The sequence below is a fragment of the Stieleria neptunia genome (assembly GCF_007754155.1).
Taxonomy (GTDB): domain Bacteria; phylum Planctomycetota; class Planctomycetia; order Pirellulales; family Pirellulaceae; genus Stieleria; species Stieleria neptunia.
This window is the reverse complement of record NZ_CP037423.1, coordinates 10,553,723-10,574,261: the sequence shown is the minus strand read 5'-3', so window position 1 is coordinate 10,574,261 and position 20,539 is coordinate 10,553,723. Positions and strand designations below refer to the sequence as shown.

Below are 20,539 nucleotides of genomic sequence, written 5' to 3'. Positions count from 1 at the left end.
GGACCGCGTCGATGCCGAGCACCGAATTGGCGTAGACGCGGTTGCGGGTCACGGTGGTGCCGGTGTCGTAATACGTTCCCGCGACGATCCCGGTCTGATTGGCGAACGACACGTTTTGATCGATCACGACGCCGGATCGTGCGAAGATGCCTGTGGCGGCATTGTCATGGACGGCGTTCAACCGCACGGTGGTGCCGTTCGTCACTTCCAATCCGTTGGTCAGCGAACCGGAGATCTCGTTGTTTTCCACGAGTGTTTGACCGCCCGTCGCATTGACGACGTACACGCCACGTTCGTTGTCGGCGATCACGTTGTCGGTGATCTGCAAATCGACTTGGCCGTCGGCGTGAATGCCGTCTTCGGAGTTGGAAGAAAACTGTCCGCCGGTGATCGAGTCGATCGGCGAATCCAAGTGAACCCCGTGACGCCCGTTGTCGGTCGCAACGACGCCGGTCAAGCTTGTGAATTCCGCGTTGTCTTCGATGTAAATCCCATCGAGCGAATGGCCGACCAGAGTCAACGCTTCGGCCGTCAGTGCGGTGCTGCCGGCGCGCTGGTGAAGACCAAAGCGACTGTCACGCAGGGTCAGGTAACGCATCGTCACCGCATCGGCATCATCGAGCAAAACGACGGCTTCGTCCGTCGCGGGGTGCGCCGGCCAGTTCTCGGCGATGCCGAACGCCGCTCCGCCGTCGGGGCCCGTCCAGGTGAAACCTTCATCGTCGCCGACGCCGACGATGTTGCTGACGACGGTGGGTTGGAACGCCGGATAGGTGCCCGCGTCTTGGAACAGTGTCTGGTTGGCTAGCAGCGAGTAGATTCTCAGCACATTGTTCGGATAGGGTTTCGGCGACCCGGGCAATTTGCCGGTGTTGCGGTTGTCGCCGATCGCCGTCGTGAATTGATCACCGACCAGCGATGGGTCGTTGACGTAAAACGTGTCATTGTTCTCGGGAACCGAAAACGTTTCGGTGCTGCGATCGACCGTGATCGGATCACCGACCAGCGAGACTTGGATTCTCCAGCCCGTGGTTCCGTATCCGATCAGATCATCGGCGGGTGTCCAGGCATAGCGGCCGTCATCGTCGGTCACGGCAACGATGGTGGTTTCAAAGACGGGGCCCTCGGGCGTGTCGCGAAGCAGATCGATTTTTACCGGCAGATCATCGGCATTGCCGAACGTTTCCCACTCGATCGTGCCCGGTGTATCGCGTCGGAAATCCACATACAGGTCGGGGCTGTGCAGTGCGATCTCGGGCCGGTTCAAGACGCGAGCCAAGTTCTGATCGCCATCGGCGCCTTGCGCCACGGCCGCGTCTTCGGACAGGACATACACGAACGCGTCGTCCAGATAGCTGTCCGTCGTTGTGCCGCTGGCGCGGGTGCCGGAGAATCGATAGACCACTTCGCGTGTGCCCGCCGGGATGGCCAGCCGATCGCCGACCAATTCCCAGCGGTCGCCGCGGTTGGTCGCCAGGGCCGTGCGATCGGAGAGCGTCGCGCCGCCGCCGTCACGGAAGGTCAGCGTGATTTGTCCCCGGTCGTTGACGGCTTCGGACGCCGATCGGATCCGTCCGCCGAACGCGATCGTCAAATCTCGCGCATCAATTTGCGCCGCGCTGTAACCGGCGGCAATCAGGTCGATCGTTTGTTCCGCGAACGACGTCGCGTCGACGCCGCCGGTGAAATAGCTTGCGTCCGAATAGGCAGCCGGGGAACTTGACCTGATGGCAGCGGTCAAGTTCGTCGCCCAGCCGGTTAGTCCGGATTCGAAACCGGGATTCGTGATCCGATTCGTTGCCGCGCGGTCCCAATCCATGACCGAAAGCGGGTCGCCGGCATTGATCGTCGGGCTGGTAAACCGAAGCCCGGCGGCCAGCGGATCCACGTCGTAGTCGCCCCACGCCAATCCGGCGAATTGGGGTTTCGCCCAAGTCGGATGGACGACGGTGGTGCCGATCGAATTCAGATCGTGGACATGGACGTCTTCCTGCCAATCCAAGATGTCGGCAAAGTCCAACGTCATCCCGCCGTCGGCCTGGATCCAGTGAACCAGCCGGCCGGAACCGGAGGAGTACAGGGTGTTGTAATCACTGAAGAATCCAGACTGGCTGGCGTTGTCGACGAAAATGTCGTAGCCCGATTCGACCCACAAGATGTTGTTGCGGATTTCCACTTCACGTGATCCGCCGACCACGCGAATGTGATCACCGGTCGCCGCGTGCATGGTGTTGCCGGTGATTCGCACGTGGACCGCGCCGGCGGTGTTGATGCCGGCGATCACGTTGTGCACAAAGACGTTGTGAAAGACCGTCTGGTCATTGGCAGCGACCACGCCGACTTCGTTTTCAATCAGCCGGTTGTACTGAATCGTGCCGACAAAATTGCTGACTCCCGTCGTGTTGGCTTCGATCACGTTGGGGAAAATGTCGTTTTCGCCGCCGAGGATTCCCGATCCCGTGAATCCGACCGTATTGCCATGCACGTGTTGGCCGCGGACACGGCCGCTGGCGTGGATGCCGGTGTTGTTGGCATAGATTTGGTTGGATTGTTGCGCGCCGACGTAGCCCAGTCCCTCGGTCAGCGAATTCACGGTCGTCGCGATCCCCGTGGTGTTGTCGTGGATCGAGTTTCCGATCAGTTCCGCCGCGGCGTCATACTGGACTCCCGTCGTCGCATCAGAAATCTGGTTGGACCGGATCGCTCCCGTCCATGACGCGTCGATCGAGAGCCCCGTCGCGAGCGCGGAAATCGCGTTCTGTGAAATCTGTCCCGAACCGGACACTTCGATCGACAGACCCGTCACCGACCCGGCCAGACGATTGTGCATCAGTTGTACGTTGGAAACCGAACCGGCGATCACGGCCGTCGGGTCACCCAGTGCGATTCCGATTTGTCCGCCGTTGATCGCGTTTCCACGGACCGTCACGTCGGCCGCGGCGCCTGCGATCACCAGCCCCGTCTGCCCGCCGGTCGGGGTGATCGAGTTGTGCGTCACTTGGTTTCGATTGCCGCCGTTGATCAACACGCTGCCGGTGACCTGACTTTCACGCAGCGCCGAGTCGTTGGTCGCGGTCAACGTGACGTCGCCGGTGATGTTCAATCGCTGCAGGACGACGGAGTTGCCGGTGACCGTGACGTTGCCGACCCATTCCGATCCGGGGGCACCCAGAATCGCCACGCCGGCATCGGCGGCGCTGACCGTGGCGTCGCCGGTGACGACTCCGTTGACGACGATCGCATCGCCGGCGGAGAGCGTTTGATTGTCCAGGATTTGTTGGACCGTCAAGCCGCCGGAACTTGCTTGATAGATCGTTCCGCCGAGTGCCAGCGAGTCGCGACGCACGTGAATTTCCGGCACACCGTCGATCGTTTCGACGTAGGCGACCGAGACCTGGCCCGTCGCGTCCACGGCGGTGACCAGCGATTCGGCGGCAACCGACGTCGCGCTGATCCCGATCGTCTGGGCATCACCGGGAATCCGTTCGACAAACTCCGTCCCGTCGTGGCGCATGGAATACAGTGAAACGGGTGCGTCGGCCAACGGCTGATGCAGCCAGGTCAGCGAAAGTGCGCCGCCGGCGGCATCCAGGTTCGGTGACCCCATCCGTCCGACGTCGCTGATGGTTTGTCGCAAAATCGGTTGGCTCGCCGAACCGTCATACTCGGCCAGTGCCAACACCGTGGCTTGATCGCTGCTGCCGACCCAACCGGCCCACAGCGATCCGCCGCTGTAGGCGAGTGTCGGCGCGGCGTTCCGCGTGACTTGGGCGGGCACCGAGCCGACCAGACTGGCGCTGACGCCGCTGCCGCCCTCGGACCCGTTGATGCCATTCCATCCCGATCCGTCGTACTCGCGCAAGTAAATTTGACGGACACCGGCGGAATCGAGCGCCGTCCAGGCGACGGCAATCAGCCCGGTCGTTTGAGTGACCGTCACGTCCCCGAGTTCTGCGCCCGCGGCGACGTTTGAAATCCCGCCCGCGCTCGCGCTGCCGCCGAGTGCTTGCCAAGTGCCGGCGCTGAACACCCGCGCGTAAACTTGATTCTGTCCCCCGCCGGTTTCTTCCCAAACGACCAGCGTCCCGAAACTCGTTTGTGTCACCAGCGGATTGGCGGCGTTGCCACTGGCCGAGATCCCGCCCGCTCCGAGTGATCCGCCGAGCGACTGCCACGCATCGGCGTCGGCGTCATAGCGGGCAAGGTAGATGTCCGTTCCTCCGCCATCCATTTGCGTCCAAGCGACCACGGGGGCGCCGGTGTCGTCGATCGCGATGGATGGATCGTACGATGCGAGTTCGTTGTTGCTGACGCCACCCAGACCCGCGCTGCCGGCCAGTTCGACCCATCCGCCGACGGGATCATGACGCGACACATAGATCTGTTGAATTCCGCTGCGTGAATCGCCCCAGGCCACCAGGGTTTGATTTCCGCTGGTCGCGATCGATGGTGTGCGTGACGTTGCCGGATCGCCCGAAAGCCCGCTGCCGGTTGCGGATCCGGCGAGTTCCGCCCAGCGTCCGATGTCATCGGCGCCGGTCGGCAGCGTCGCGGCGCCGAGGACCAACCCGGGCGGTGCCGGATCGACCGGCGGTGCCGGTGTCGCCGTGGGTGAAACAAACAGCGTCACATCGGTCGCTTCGCCGCTGCCGTAATGGATCGTGTCGAGCACGGTGGCCGGATCGGGGACGCCGGGAATCGCCAGGTCCTGGTCGATCAGGTCGTCGCCGCCTTCGCCGAACAGCAAATCGATCCCGTTGTCACCGAAGATTTGGTCCGCTCCCGATCCCGCTTCGTTGTTGTCGGTTCCGAAGTCGCCATAGACGTAATCGACGGCGCCGTCGGCACCGGTGTTGGTGCTGTTGAGTGCGTACAGTGTGTCGTGATCGGCACCACCTAAGATGACATCCATGCCGGCATCACCGCTGATTGTGTCATCACCGGCTTCGCCATGCAGAATGTCATCACCGGGACCACCGTTAATCAGATCGTTTCCGCCGCCACCGTAGGCGCGGTCTCGGCCGTCGCCGCCGAAGATCAGGTCGGCGCCGTCGTTGCTGCCGCGCAACAGGTCGTCACCGCCTTCGCCGCGAAGCTGATCACCGACTCCGCCACCGCCCAGGATTTCGTCGTCGCCATCGCCGCCGCGCAAATCATCGGCGTCGGCACCGCCGTCGATGAAGTCTGGTCCGCCGCCGCCGTCGATGGTGTCGGATCCGGCTTGTCCGTGAATCTGGTCGCTTCCGAGTCCTCCGTTTAGGACATCATTGCCGTTGTTGGATCCCCAGATCTGGTCGTCGCCGTCGTTGCCGTCGATGGTATGGGCCAGCCCGACGCCGGCGTAGACGATGTCATTTCCTGTCCCGGCGTCGACCGAATCGGATCCGGCACCGGCATCGATCGTGTCATTGCCGGGCCCGCCGAGGATCAAGTCGGCGCCGCCGAGGGCGAAGATTTGGTCATCGCCGTCGCCGCCTTCGATCCGGTCGCCGAAGCGAATCGCATCGGCATGGTCGGGATCGGATTCGCTGCCCTCATCGGATCCGAACAGGATGTCATTTCCGATGCCGCCGATCAGCACGTCTCCCACACCACGGCCGGCGATCAGTGTGTCATGGCCGGCGTTGCCCCGCAGGACATCGACGCCGGATCCGCCATCGACAACGTCGTCGTTTTGGCCGCCATCGACATCGTCATTGCCGCCGCGTGTTTTGATGTGGGTCGGAACGGTGACGCCAGAAAGACTGACAAAATCTTCGTCGTCGCCCGTTTCGATCCACGCCGTTCCGCCGACCAGGGCACCGGTGATATTGATGTTCGAACCCAGTGTGTCGACGTTCTGGTAGTCACCGGTGATGTAGGTTCGCGGGGAGGTGACCGGACCGGCGATGGTGATGTTGTCCCCGACTTGCAACCACAGCGCGCCGTCGGTGACCTGAATCGAACCGCTGCCGGGAACGATCAAGTCCTCGCCCGTGCCCGCTGATTCCAGAACCGTCAAACGGACGTGACCGAGCGTGTTGGAGTGGGCCGTCGCGACGGTCAGCGACTGGTCGATTTCGGTCACGTTGATGTCCAAGCGGGCGGCGGCCGACAGCATGCCGGCGATGGCGGTGTCGATTTCCAGATCATTGAGCAACTGGCCGATCCGATCGTGATTGGATGTCAACGAAACATTGATCGCGTTGATGTCGCTGGCGGCGTCGGCGTCGCGATCCAAAACGGAATCGTCGGCGATGATCGTGGTGTCGCCTGAAAGGGTGTTGATCACGCCCACGTCGGCCTGGCCCATGACACGGATCGTGACATCGCCCGCGGTCGATGTGACATCTTCGACATCCAGATCGATCGCACTGTAAAGAAACTGGTCGCCGACGGAGGATGTGGTCAGTGACCCGATCCGCAAACTGAGATCGAGGAAGTTCGTGGAGCTGCCGATTTGCCCACCCGCAGCAAGCAAAACATCGCCGGTCGGTGGGCTGATCGCATTGTCGGTCGTGACGTTGATGACTTCGACACCGGTGTCATCAAAGGCGTCCCAGATGTCGTCTTGGGCGGTCAGGTCGATGCCCGACGACGACAGCACGCGACCGACGAACATGTCGCCTTGGGCGACGGTCACGTCCACGTCCATGGCCGATTCGGCACGCGAAACGAATAGATCGTTGACCGGCATGGCGGAGCCGTTGATCGTCGTGTCGGCAGCGACTTGAATCAAATCAATCCCGGCGACCGCATCGGCCCGCAACAATCCGGCGTTTCCGATTTGCGTTCGCATCCATGTGCTGCCAGTGCTGCCGCTGATTTGGCTGCCGGCCCGCATCTCCAGGCTTGACGGTGTCGCGATCGCCGCCGCGCCGACGCCCAGGTCGACGATGTTGGTGGTCGCCGACAATCGGATCGGGCCCCCGGCTTCGATCCGTTCGATCCGCATGGCCGTCGGCGCGCCGATGGCGAGCCGATCATGCGCCGTGGCGACCAACGCCTGGCGGGCATCGACGATCACGCGGTCGTACAAACGCAGGGTCAACGAGTCGACTTGATGTTTGTCGGCGACCAGTTGCCCGGTCGTCACCATCGGCGATCCGTCGTCGGATTCGTGATCGGCGCTGACACGCTGCCATCGACTTGCGGCGTTGTAGTTTTCGGTCAACAGATCGAACGTCGCGGTCGGCCCGAGGTATTGGTACAGGCCATAGAAGTCGAGATCAAATTCAACCAACACGGTTTGGCCGGTGGTCACCGTGCGGCTTAGACTGGTGGTCCCGCTGCGATGGTTCACCACCACGCTCTGCCAGCGTGTGGCATCGGAGTAGTCTTCGTTTGCCAAGTCGACGTTGGCTTCGTCCGCGGCGATGAACTGGTAAAGCTGGTATTGGACGCCGACGACATCGGCTGCGTTGGCGACCGACAACATTTCTTTTTGGTCCGTCGTCAATCCGCTCGGGTTGGTCGGGTTGCGGATCGCCGCCACGTCGCGCAATTCGCCCACATCGGTCCCGGTGTGCGGCGTGGAAATCGTGACGCGGTCGCCTTGAATGTTATTGAATTCGACCGCAAACGACGGCGGCGTGCTGCCCAGGGTCGACGCGTGCGGATACAGAAAACGGATCAAGCCGGGTGAAACGGTAAAGTTGACGGATTCCAGATTCCACAAACCCTGGCTGGCTCCGGATTGCAGGAACTGGAGCTGGTCGGTGGGCAGGCTGCCGACGTTCAACGTCTCCGATGGTCGGAACAATTCATCGATGCCGTCCAACAGCGATCCGTGACTGACCGTGATCGAGACGTCGCCGTTTTCGCTAAACACCGATGCCGGGGGGCTGGTGCGTGTGGCCCGGGTTAACACCAGGTCGCCGGCGATCTCGCGGACCCGAATGCTGTTCTTTGCGTTGGCGGAAAGTCCGCCGTGCGACATGCCGCCCAAGTTTTCGCCGTCCGGTGTGGCCCCGTCGGACCGGCTGGTGTCGATCGGCAAGGCGAAGTCCAGATTGCCGATGCCGCCTGCCGTCGCGGTCAGTTCGATCTGTTCACCCTTGACCAGCGATGCCGACGACGCGGCGTCGATTCCGTGGGCGGCGTTCAGGAAAACATCGCCGCGGGCGGACTGAATCACACCGACGTCCAGAGAACTGGAAAGGTTGTCCAGGGAGATCGCCAGGATGTCGATGTCGTCACCCGCGGTGACGTTCAACGGGCCTTGATTGCCTTCGATCTGCAGCAACACTTCATCGTTTGCGATCACGGCCGGCGAGGGACCGAACAGCGCGATCGATGCGACCGAGGTCACGCTGCCGTCGGTCGACTCGATCGAGACGCTTCCGCCGCTGGGGGTTCGCACGTTGGACTGGAACAGAATGTCGCCGCCGGAGCGGATCGTCAGCGATGGAGTCGCCACGCCTTGGGCGAATTCGATGTCGATCGGATGATCGGCTTTCAACGTGTGCGTGTAAAAATCTTTGATGCCCGTCGTGATGTCGATTTTCGTCGTGCAGGTCTTTTTCCGCAGCCATCCGCCGCCGGTGCATTTTGGACCATCGACGACTTTGATGTAGTTGATGTACGTGCTGTCAAAGCGATTGGCGTCCACATCTTGGGTGAACGTCGCGGGGTCTTGGTAAGCGGCATCGCCCGGATCGAGCGCACTCAGGTTGGTCCACTTGGATGTGTCGGTGTAATCGGCTTCGGCCAAAATCAAATCGGCCGCGCCGGCCGCGTCGTAGCGATACACGCTGCCGCTTGCGCTGGCCGGATGGCGAACGAGCGAAACGCCGGGGATCAACTCGACCGAAGTGTCACGGCGCTGTTGATAGGCGATCGAATAGGCCGAACCGTTGGCATAGGTCGGCACCAGGGCTTCGCCGCTCGGTGCCGTGGTTCCTTCCAGTTCTTTGGTTTCCGATTCCAGCAGCGGTTCGTCGTCCAGGTTGATGACTTCGCGGTGTTTCCAACTGCTGTCGGCCACCAATGCGTCGGCCAGGAAATCACCGAACAGATTGAACGACTTCTTTTCGTAAATCCGCTTGTCCAGTTGCAGCTTTTCCTGGCCTTCGGTCCACACGTAGTGCAATCCGGTCGGCAGCGCATACTGGATCGATGCGCCGAAGGCGTGGAACGTCGCCGGGCCGGAGGCGGTGTATTGGATCGTCGGGATCGCTCCGTCATCGGTGTCCCCATCGCCGTCGTCGTCGATTCCGTTGACGGGATCCCCGGGCGTCAGCACCCCGTTGAAGTGTTCTTCGCGGATCTGCGACGCTTCGACCTTGTACTCCGCTTTGGTCAGCAGCCCGCTGTCGATGATCGTGATTTTGCCTTGGCGGTCGGTCGTCGTGTCGATCGCGCCCAAGATCAAGTCGTAGGGCGTCCGGTTGTCGATGTCGACGCTGGTCAATCCGTTGGCGACCTTCAATCGGCCGTTGCCCGTGCTCAACAGCTGCCCGGCGATCGTGATCTGACCGCCGTCGGGTTCGATGTCGTCCAGCACGAACGCTTGACGCACCGCATCCCAGTAGCCATCGATCGGAACGCCGTCGCTGCCGAAGCTGATACCGGTCAGCGGATTGCCCTGCTCGTCGCTGAAGTTTTGCGTCGATGCGGGGGCGACAAAGGACGGGGCGACGTCAAACTCGATCACGTCGACGCCGCTTTGGATCAGCCCGTCGACATTCAAGTAGCGTGCCGTGATCGTGATCCGGCCCTGGGCCAGGATCTTGGCCTCGTCGCGGGCGATCGCCGCATCCAACGTCGACGTCGTGCCGTCGAGTAACTTGCCGCTGAAGCTGCCGGTGGGTTCGACGTGGGTCTGCAGCGGCATCGGCAAGTCCGAATCTCGGAACACCTTGCCTTGGTTAAACAGTTGGGTTCGGAACTGGTCCCAATCCAGATATTGCCTGGGGTCTTGATTGGTATGGAACCAATTTTCGCTGTTGAGCGTAAAGTCGCGTGCGGCGAGGATGGTGACGCTTTCACCGCGAACCTCGCCGGTGACGTAGATACTGCCTTCGCGATTATCGATCGTCACGTCGCCGGCTTCGTTGATCACATCACCGGTGATGTACAGGTCTTGGTCGATGTCCAAGTTGGTGTTGGGCAGTCCGGTCAAGTCATAGGTGTTGATCGGACCTTCGGCGTCCTGCAGGATATCGATCGTGCGATCGGAGTTGTCGGTCACGCTGGTCAGCGGCGCGTTGTTCAGATAGACGTTGCCGCCTTCCAGGATCAACGCGTTGCCGCCGGCGTCGGTGGTGACCCGTCGGTTGTCGCGGACCAGGATGTCGTCGACGTCCATCGCAAAAGGTGATTCATTGACGATATCGACGCGGGCGCCGGGACGCGCCTTGAGCTGCGTGCCGACGAGGCCGTTGAAGGTGCCCACGCTCGGCGATTTGGCTTCGATGAAGATCGATCCCGGCGCCGCGGTGATCTCCGGCAGGTCCAGGATCAGAATGTCCAAGTTGCGCAGGTATTGTGTTCCGCCGTTGACACTCTCGGTCAGTCCGAGATCGGCGAGTTGTTGGTTGATCTCGTCCAGTTGGACCTGGTAACGCGCGACCGCTTCGGCATTGCCGCCGTGATTGCTGATCCATTCGATCAACAGTTCACGTTGTTCGTACAGCCGGTTGCCGATGTTGGTGTAGGAAAGTCCGACATCGGGCAATTCGGCCGGTTTGATGACGTAGAACTTGTCTTCCAGTCCGGCAGCCAACTGCAACGTGATGTCGCTGGGGTAGGTCGGATTTCCGTTGTCTTCGAGCGTCGTGATTTCACCGGCGGTCAAGACCCCCAGGTCGGTCCACATGGAGGTGTCGGCGTAATTGACCGTGTGCGGAATGATCCCGATTGAATCGAACGAGTTCACGTTTTTTAACTGGTAATAATTGCCGACGACGCCGCCCGCGTTGGCGCCCGAGACGACTTGAATGACATGCCCGTTGGCGACATCCAATTGGATGTTGCCCAGATCCAATTCGGCGTATTGGTAGTCGATGTCGACGGGAATCCCCAGGGCTGTTTTTTCCGGCCCCGTCAGCGCTGTGCCGAGTCGGTTGACGGGAAGCCGCTGGGATCCGCCGTAGAACATCGGCTGGATCGAAACCAACGCGGTGCTGTGAATCCCGGCTTCGACCAGCGCTTGGCTGCCGACGTTGACTTGACGCGTGGAGCTGAACGATTCGTTTCCGCCGACGCCGATTCCGTAGGGCAGCAACGACAACGAAAACGCTCCGCCGTCGATGCCCACGCTACCCTCGGGCAATGATGTGTCATCGGTGATGATGTTGGCATCTTCAAACGCCAAGATCTTTGACGTGCCTTGAATGTCGACGACGTTCGATTCGGTGATGGTGGAGTTCGCGGTCGGATCGTTGATGCTCGGCAGCATCGAGAACGACAGGATATTGCTGGCCGCGCGGCTGAAGTGGTTGTTCGGCAGCGCGGGCAATCCACGTCCGGCCCAGACATCCACGTCGCGGCCCTTGAGTGTCGCATTGTCGATGTCGACCCGCTGCGTGCCGTTGATGACGGCGTCGGCTTTTGCAAACGCCACGCCGGTCAGCCCCGAGGCGACGTTCAAATTGGCATCGGCCGACGCGTTGCCCTTGCCGCGCGTGGCCAACGCCAGATCCCCAGACAGATTTTCCAAGGTCGCGCCGTCGACATGGATCGACGATCGAGTCCGGGTGTTGATCTGGCTCAGCCCGGCGGTGCCACCGGCGAGCGCCGACACGCCGTCCGCCTTGACGCTGTCGACCAAATTAAAATCGGTCAACGTCGAAATCGTGAACACCGCGCCGCTGGTCCCTTTGACGACCATCTGAACGCCCGATCCGATCGAGACCGAGGACTCGAAGGGGTTGGTCGCGGTGCCCAGATCCGTGGAACTGCCCAGCCCCGTGACGGAGATGGCGGCCACGGTCGCCGCCTTCAGGGCGCGGTTGAACTTTTGTTTTTCGGCGAAGTTGCGGGCGAACAGCGTCGCGTTTTCGGCGTTGATCGTCGTCGCACCCGGTTGAATGTCGATCACGGACTTGCTGGTGATTTCATGTTCGACGGCCGCTCCCGTTCCGGCGGCCAGCCCCAAGGTCACGCTGTCGGCATTGGCGTCGACATCTTGGTCATGGTCGGGCGTGATGATCAGTGTTTTGACGTCGATGTCCGCGCCGCCGGCGATCCGCGCGACGACGGCCAGATCGGTGTTGATGGTCGAAACCGATCCCGTTCCGGCCACCACGCCGCCCGCGCCGGCGGTGGTTTCGGCGACCAGATCGTCGTCGCTCTTTGGAACCAAACGCAACGTTTTTGCGGAGATCCGCGCGTTGGATCCGATCAGTGCGACGATTTCATCGAGACTGTTTCCGCGGCCGGCGCTGACGTCAGCCAGCGTTGCGCCGGCGGCCACCACGCCGACGTTGGTGCCCGTCGCTTCGGCATCACCGTCCAAGTTCAAAAACGGCGTCAATTCCACATCGCCGGCCACCGTGATCGACGCGCCGGTTCCGATGTTGGCTTCGACCTGCGGTGCGACGTCGACGAAGGCAAAGTTGGCGGAGAACGCGCCGATGCCGGCCGACAAACCGAACGTATCCGCGGTGGCGCTCAGATTGGACGTCGGTTGCACAAAGACATCGTTGACAAGGCCGCCAAACCCGATCCGCGCGTTGTTGCCGATCGCCGCGAGGGTCTCGGTGGCCGACGCGTTCTCGACGTTGATGCGGACAAAGGAAGCGCCGACGGCCACGGCGCCGACGGTCACCTGTCCGGTGTCGGCGTCGAAGGTTTGGTTGTTGGTGACGCGGATGATGACATCGTCGGCCGACACGATCGTCGCCGAGTTGGCCAGCAGTGCCTGAACGACTGTGGTGTCATTGACGACGTAAACCGCCGCACCGATTCCGACGAACCCTCCCGCACCGACGAACGCGGTGCCGTTGACGTCTTCATCCAGGCGGGCGCGGATCGTGATGTCATCGCCGGCGGTCAACGTGCCGCCGGCCGATGCGGTTGTGTTGGCCGCGATCGACGTCACCGCCACGCCGGCACCGACACCGACCAATCCACCCGCCACGCCGCCGGTCAGAATGTCGATCTCGACATCTTCGTTGGCATCGACCGTGATATCGCCGCCGACGGTCACCGTCGATCCACCGGCGATGATGGCGGTCGTCCCCGAGACCGGTGCCGAGGCGGCGATCTTGGCCGCCAGCTGGGCCGACGAGGGCGCGTCGCTGCTGATGCGTGACGAGGCGCTGCCGGTGATCCCGCCGACCTGCTTGGTGCTGCTGTTGTGCGGATTGCCGCTGTCGTCGTCGAAGTTGGCCAGCTTGTTCGCCGTTTCGCTGTGGCTGGACTGGGCTTGTCCGGTCGCGTCGTCGGTCGCCGAGGCGCCGCCCTGACCCTCCACGGCGTCGCCCGAGTTGCCGTCGTTGTCGCTGTAGTTGGAATCGATCGTTTCACCGACCGACCAGACCGACACCGCCGCGGCGAGCGCGACCGCGCCCCCGGCACCGCTGAACGTGAATCCGGACATGTCCTTGATGCCCAGCGCGTTGACTTCCGCATCCCGGACGGCGACGACATCGGCGCCGGTGCCGATTTCCGCCAGCGTGTCATTTTTGATCGAACCGACGTCGACGGCGCCCGCCACGCCGACGAATCCGCCGGCCAGGGCACCGGCAAAACTGAAGCCGCGGACTTCGTTGGCCGCGTTGACGTAAACGCTTTGATTCGGATCCGCACCCGCGTTCCCGCCGCTGCGATTGACCTGTGCCCCGGGCGAGATCCGTGCGGTCGTGTCCGAATCGATCAGCGTCACGGTGACCGCGCCGGAAACGCCGACGAACCCGACGCCGGCGGCGATCGCCAGGTGTTTGAAATCTTCACTGCTGTCCGCTTGCACGACCAAGCCATCGACGTTGGTGGTGCCGAACGACGCGCCGTCGCTGAGCTGTTCGCCGTTGAACACGCCCGAAGTCGCGCCGCCGAGTCCCTTGGCATCGATGACCGCGTTGTCTTCGACGATCGCTTGCGTCAGCTTGTCCACGGTGACGACCCCGACCGACGCGCCAACGCCGACAAACCCGCCGCCGACCGCGCCGGAAATGACGTCCAGATCGGTGTTGTCGACCGCTCGGACCAAGACGTCTCCGTCGGCCGCAACCGTCGCGGAACCGATGACCGCGCGGGTCGTGTTGTCGATGCTTAATACGTCGACGCTGCCGCCGATGCCGACCAGTCCGGCGGCGAGCCCCAAACCGACCAACAGGATGTCTTCGCTGGCACCGGCTTTGACGCTGATGTCATCGCGGGCGTTGACCGTCGCCCCGTCGCGGATTTCTGCGACCGTCGAATTTTCCAGCACCGTTACGCCGACGGCCGGGGCCAGCCCTACGACGCCGCCGGCGAGCGTTCCGGCAAAGGCGAAGTGATAGAAATCGTTTCCCGAACCGACCAACACGTCTTGACCGGCGTTGGCACCGGTGGTGGATGGATTGATCGTCGCGGCGGCACCGATGTAACTGGTGGTGTTCGTGTCGATCACGTTCACGCCGGCACTGATCGCGACGCCCGCGATGCCACCGGCCAAACTGATGGTGTAGGTTTCGATGTCGTCGCGGTTGGTGGCGGTGACGGCCAAACCGTAGAACGTCGTTGTCGGCGTACTGGCGATGCGTTGTGACGTCAGCGATGCGTCGTTGGCGTCGTTGCCGCCCTGCTGGTCGACGTTCATGCTGTCCAGGTTGGCCAAACCGACTTCGCCTTGGGCGGACAGCGTGCCCGTGTCGGAATCGAGTGAAACGTCGCCGTTGGCTTCGATGCCCGGCGTGGCGGCGGTGGTGCCGGCGTAGCCGATGTTGATCTCGCCGGTCTTCACCGTCAGCGGCGTCAAACCTTGTGCGGTCACGGCGGCGCCGGCGCCGATGAAGGCTTCGGTCGTCTTGTCGACGGTGGAGACGCCGGCGGCGGCACCGATCCCGGCGTAGGCGGCGACGGCCAGCACGCCGACGACCTTGTCGATTTCGGTGCGGTCATCGGCGGCGACGTTGACGCTGCCGCGGACGTCGACGTTGCCCGGCCCGGCCGACGGCGTTGCGTCGCTGGGGTCGTCGCCGATGAAGGCCCGCGTGGTGAGGTCCAAGACGTGCACGCCGGCATCGAGCGCGACGCTGACGCCTGCCGAAGCGGACAGGCCGGCGGCGACGGACGTGATGTCTTCACTCGCATCGGCCAACACTTGGACGTTGCCTTCGACGTCCGCCGTGACGCCGGATTCGATGAACGCTTCGGTCGTCTTGGTGATCGTTGCCACGTCGGCACCAAATCCGACCGCGGCGGTGCCCGATGCGGCCAGCGAACCGGCAACGGAAACGATGGTCGTGTCGTCGTCGGCGGTGATCGCCAGATTGGGGCGTCCGCTGGCGACACCGTTGTCGGCATCGATCGTGACGCTGCGTCCGACCGAGGCGCGGGTGGTTTCGTTCAACACCAGGACGCCGGCCGATCCCGCCACCGCCGCGGTGCTCGCGCCGGCTCCGGCGGCGGCGGTCGAGATGATCGATTCGCTGCCGTCGGCATCCACCGTCAATCCGACCGCGCCGTGCGTGGTGACGTCCGCACCGTCGGCGATCGATGCGATCTCGTCATCGGTGTGCAACACGGTGACGTTGGCCGCGCCGATGCCGGCGGTGGATCCGAACGCCAAACTGCCTGCGATGGCGACCATGTCCATGTCACCATCGGCGGTCAGCGAGATGTTTCCGCCGGCATCCAGGGTCGCGTTGCCGACGGTCGCATCGGTGGCGTTGTGGATCACATAGACGGCGGCCGAACCGGCCACGCCGACGGTGTTGCCGACACCCGCGTTGGTCGACAAACCCGTGTAGTCTTCATCCAGGTCGGCCGTGACGCTGATGTGGTCGTCCGCGTCGACCAGCGCGGCGGCGCCGATCCGCGCGTGGGTGTCCAGGTTGTAGATGCCCAAATCCAATCCCGCGCCCACGCCGACGGCTCCCAGCGACACGCCCAGCGATCCGGCCAGACTGGTCGTTTCCAGGTCCGTCTTGGCCGAGACGACGACCGATTGGGTTGCCGCGGGCAGGATCGTGACGTCTTGGTTGATCGAGGAACCGGCCGCGATTTCGGCGACGGTGTCGACATCGTAAATGGAGATGGAAACCGCGCCGGCCACGCCGGCGTCGCCTGATGTCAATCCACCGGCGATCGCCACCGACGTTGCGACCGGGTCGTCACTGCTGCTCAACAAGGGCAGATCAAACGTCGTCGGCCGCACCGTGGCCGAGGCATCGATCGTCATCACGCCGGAGGCATCGGCGTCACCGCCGACGATGGCGTTGGTGATCAAGTCCATCGTCGTGACCGCGACGCTGCCGCCGACCGCGGTGCTGGTCGAAACCCCGACGGCACCAGCGAGCGTTTGCGGATTGACGTCGGATTCGGCGATTGTGTCCATCGCGGCGGTCGACCGGATCGTCGATCCCGACTGCAACAGCGCTTCGGTGGTGACGTCGATCACGTTGACACCGACGCTGCCGGCGACGCCCAGATCGCCCGTTCCGCCGGCGGCCGAGGCCCCCCAGGCGGCCATGTCATGGGTTTCGGTTCCCGTCGTGATCGCGGCGACGCGGACGCCGCCGCCATGAACCGTCGCGCCGCTGCCGACGGCGGCGCGGTTGATCACGTTGCCGCGATTGACGCCGACCGCCGCGGCGATCTTGTTGGAATCGCTCAGCGTGACGGCGGTGCCGGTGGCTTTGGCCGACGAGTCGACTTCGGCGGACGATTCGATCGTGGCCAGACCGGTGGCGAGCAAGCTGACGCTGGCAGCGACGGTCGCTTCGCTTTTGGCGGTGACAAAGTTGACGGCGATTGCGGCGGCGACCCCGACGCCGCTGGACCCGGTGCTCGACTCGCTGGTGGCTTGCGAGTCGGCGCTGGACGTTTCGCTCGACGCGCTCGGCAAAGTCTTCGCCGTGCCGCTGTTGGGGTTGTTGTTGGTGCGGTTGTCGGCTTCGGTGTCGGCGTCGTCACCGGTCGAATCGTTTCCGCCGGCGGTCGCTTTGGCGTTGGCCTGACTGTCGACATCCATGGTGGCGATCACCGACGCCGTGCCGCCGACGGTCACGTTGCGCGCCAGCTCGGCGATCGAGTCGTCTTCGACCACGCCGACGGCGACCGATGCGCCCACGCCGACGCTGGATCCGGCCGCATCGCCGCTGGCGTTGACGTTTGAGGTGTGCTGGTGCGTCGCTTGGATTTGCAGGTTGCCGGTGGTCGTGATCGCAGCGCCGCTGCCCAGCCGCGCCGAAACGTTGTTGTCGGGCAACGCGATCGCGACGCCCGCGCCGACCGCGACATCACCGGCGGCGCCGTTCTCGGCTTCGGTGGTCGTCGTGTATTCCGCGTCGGAGGTGATCACAAGATCGGCCAGGGTGCCGCCGATGATCGCCGCGTCTTGGATTTCGGCGGTGGCCTGGTTGTCGACGCGGTTGAGTGCCATCGAGGCGCCGACGCCGACCTCGGTGCCCGCGCCGCCCGCGTCTTCCGGTTTCGCCGTGCTGACCGATTCCACGTTGCCTTCGGCATCCAGGGTCAGGTTGCCGCCCGACAGGTTGACCGTCGCGCCGCCGGCGATGGTCGCCCGGGTCGTGGTGTCGACCAGGTTGATCGAGACCGATGCGGCGACACCGACGTCGCCATCACCGGCGCCCGAGACGGCATCGGCGGCCAGCCGATGTTTGCGATCCGAGGAAACGGTTTTCATCGTCGCTTGCATCGCCAAACCCGCGGCGGCCAAGGTCGCACCGGTGGGGATGGAAACCTGGTTGGTGATGTCGACGTGGTTGATCGCGACGGCGGCCCCGACGCCGACGCTGCCGGAGTTGGTCGCCGCGCCGCTGGCCTGGGACGCCGCGTCGCTGTTGGACGCCGTCGTCATCGATGCGTTTCCCGTTGCGTTGACGGTGATGCCGCCGACCAGGGATGCCTGCGTAGCGACGTCGACCACGTTGATCGCAACCGCTGCGGCGACCGTGACGGCGCCTTCATCGGTGCTGGCGTCGGGGGTGGACGAGGTATCGCTGCTGGTGCGTGCGCCCTTGTCGGTCGCGGTCGCGTCGGTGGCGCTGCGTTGGTTGCCGGTTTTGTTGTTGACGTTGGTGCTGTCGCCGCTTTCGCCGCTGCTGCCTTGGGCGGTGGCGGTGGCATCGGCATCGTTTTTGCCTTCTTCGGTCGCGCTGAGCGTCAACACGCCGCCGACGGACACGTTGCGGGCGATGGTCGCCTCGGTGCGTTGATTGACGATCGACAAGGCGATCGCGACACCGACCGCGGCGTTGCCCGCCCCTTCGGCATCGCCCTCGGCCTTGGTCGTGACGTCGCCCTGGTGGTCGGCCGTCAGCGACAGGTTTCCGCCGACGGTCAGCAGCGAACCGGTTCCGATCTGGACCAGCGTGTCTTCGTGGGCGACCAGGTTGCTGACCACCGCGGCGATGGCGGTGCCGCCGGCGGCCGCGCTGGTCGCTTCGGTGGTCAAGTCATAATCGGAGGTCGCCGACAGGGTTAAATCATCGACGTTTGTCAGCGTCGCGCCGTTTTCGATTGCGGCGCGGCTGATTTGATCGGGGACGTGAACGGCCACGCTGGCGCCGACGCCCAGGCTTTCACCGGTCGGTGTTTCCAGCGGTTTGGCTTTGACGGTGTTGTCCGTCGTCGCGTCGGCCGACAGCGAAAGATTGTCGCCGGACGCGTTGATGTTGGCGGTCGGGCCGATGATCGCTTGGACATCGGTGATGGCCACGTGGATCGCCAGCGCGCCGGCCACGCCGACGTCGGCACCGGAGGCATCGCCCGAGGGGCCGGATTGGGCTTCGGTGTCAAACGTGCTGGCGGTCATCTCGGCGTCGACGTCGATACCGGTCGAAGCGTTCAGCGTGGCGGTTCCGTTTAAACGCGACTTGCTGTCGACATTGACGACGGTGATCGCGGCGCCGATGCCGACGCCGGTTCCGGACGAGCCGGCCGCGGTCGTGGCGTCCGCTTCGGTGTCGACGATTTCGGTGGCGTGGCTGCCGATGCTGACGCCCCCGCCGGTCGAGCTGAGGGTGCCGCCGTCGATCGTCGTCAACACATCGCCGCCGACGGTTGCGACGGAAACCGCGGCGGCCAAATCCAAGTCGCCGTCGGAGGTGGAAGCGTCGTTGTCCGAGAGTGCTTGTTGGCCTTCGGTGTTGGTCCCCGCGTTGCCGTCTTCGGTGGCGCCGTCGCTGGTCGCGACACTGCGGGTGTTGACGGTTCGGTTGCGGGTGGCATCGAGCGACAGGTTTCCGCCGGCGGTCAGGACCGGTGAACCTTCGATGGTGACCGTGGTGTCGCCGAGAACGATGGCGGTGGCCAACGTGCCGCCGGCCGACGACGAACCCAATTGTCCGTCGGCGGTTGTGTTGACCACCACGGTTTGGCTGCTGTCGGCATCGATCGCGGCGGTGGCATCGAGGGTGGCGGTGCCGGCGATGCGGATGTCGGCGTCGCTGGTGACCGTCGACACCGAAATCGCGGCGTCTTCCTGTTTGTCGTCGTCGCTCGTGTCGCCGTCATCTTCGGTCCCACGGATGATCGCCGCAGTGACGTTGCTGGTCGCGTCCAAATCGATCGTTCCGGTCGCATCGATGTCCGCGGTGCCACTGATGTCGATCGATGCGTTAGAAACCACGACGAGTCCGCCGACGTTCAAGGCGCCATCCAAAACGTCAGCCGAGCTGACGGTCAGGTTGGTGGTGGCGATGGCCGACAACGTGACGTTGCCGGCCGACAGCGATCCGCCGACCATCGAAACCGATGCCGTCGGCAGCGCGATGATCTTCGTCAAATCGGTCGCGTCGGGCGTTCCCGTCGTCGTGGGCGTGCTCTGCAGCGTGATGTTGGTGGCAGAGATCGAGCCGGATTGCACGGCCACGGCTTGTTCGGAATCGACGTCGAAGTCACCGGCGAGCGTCACCGTATCGGTTGCGATGTCGACTTGATCGCTGGAGGTCAGGTTCAGCCCATAGCCCAGCGAGATCGCACCGGAACCTTCGACGATCACCGCGTCGTCGGAGACCAATGGAACATCGTCACCGCCAATGAAGTTGACGTTCAACGTGCCACCGTTGGCTCCGACAAACGTGTCCAGCAGCCCGAAGGTCGACAGATCGATCCGCAGCGTGTCGCCGATCAGATCCGCCGTCAACGTCCGCGTCAGATTGACATCGATGTCGCCGGCGGAGCTCAGTTGGACCTGCCCAATCTGATTCGGTGTGCCCGACAAGCTCGCCGTTTCATACAGCCGCAAGAAAGGCATCGCGCCGCCGACTTCGGCCTGCAGCGTCATGTCGGTCACGCCCACGTCGGAGTAACCGAGATCCGCGGACAACAGATGCCGATCTTCGAGCAATTCGATTAACGCGCGGCGGCGACGATGTGCCTCGGGCGACAGACGGCGGGTGAAACAGGTGGCTCCGCGGCGCGAGGTGCGGAATTGATCGTGCAT

The 20,539-nt window shown here is 63.6% G+C and carries 1 protein-coding gene (only partly in view); it reads right to left on the bottom strand.

The window, feature by feature from the left end; all coding sequences use genetic code 11:
- Positions 1-20,539 carry the 5' portion of a right-handed parallel beta-helix repeat-containing protein gene (locus Enr13x_RS36255; protein ID WP_145391800.1) on the bottom strand. It extends 11,063 nt beyond the left edge of the window, so 20,539 of the gene's 31,602 nt are visible here — the first part of the coding sequence; its start codon is at positions 20,537-20,539; its stop codon lies beyond the left edge, outside the window.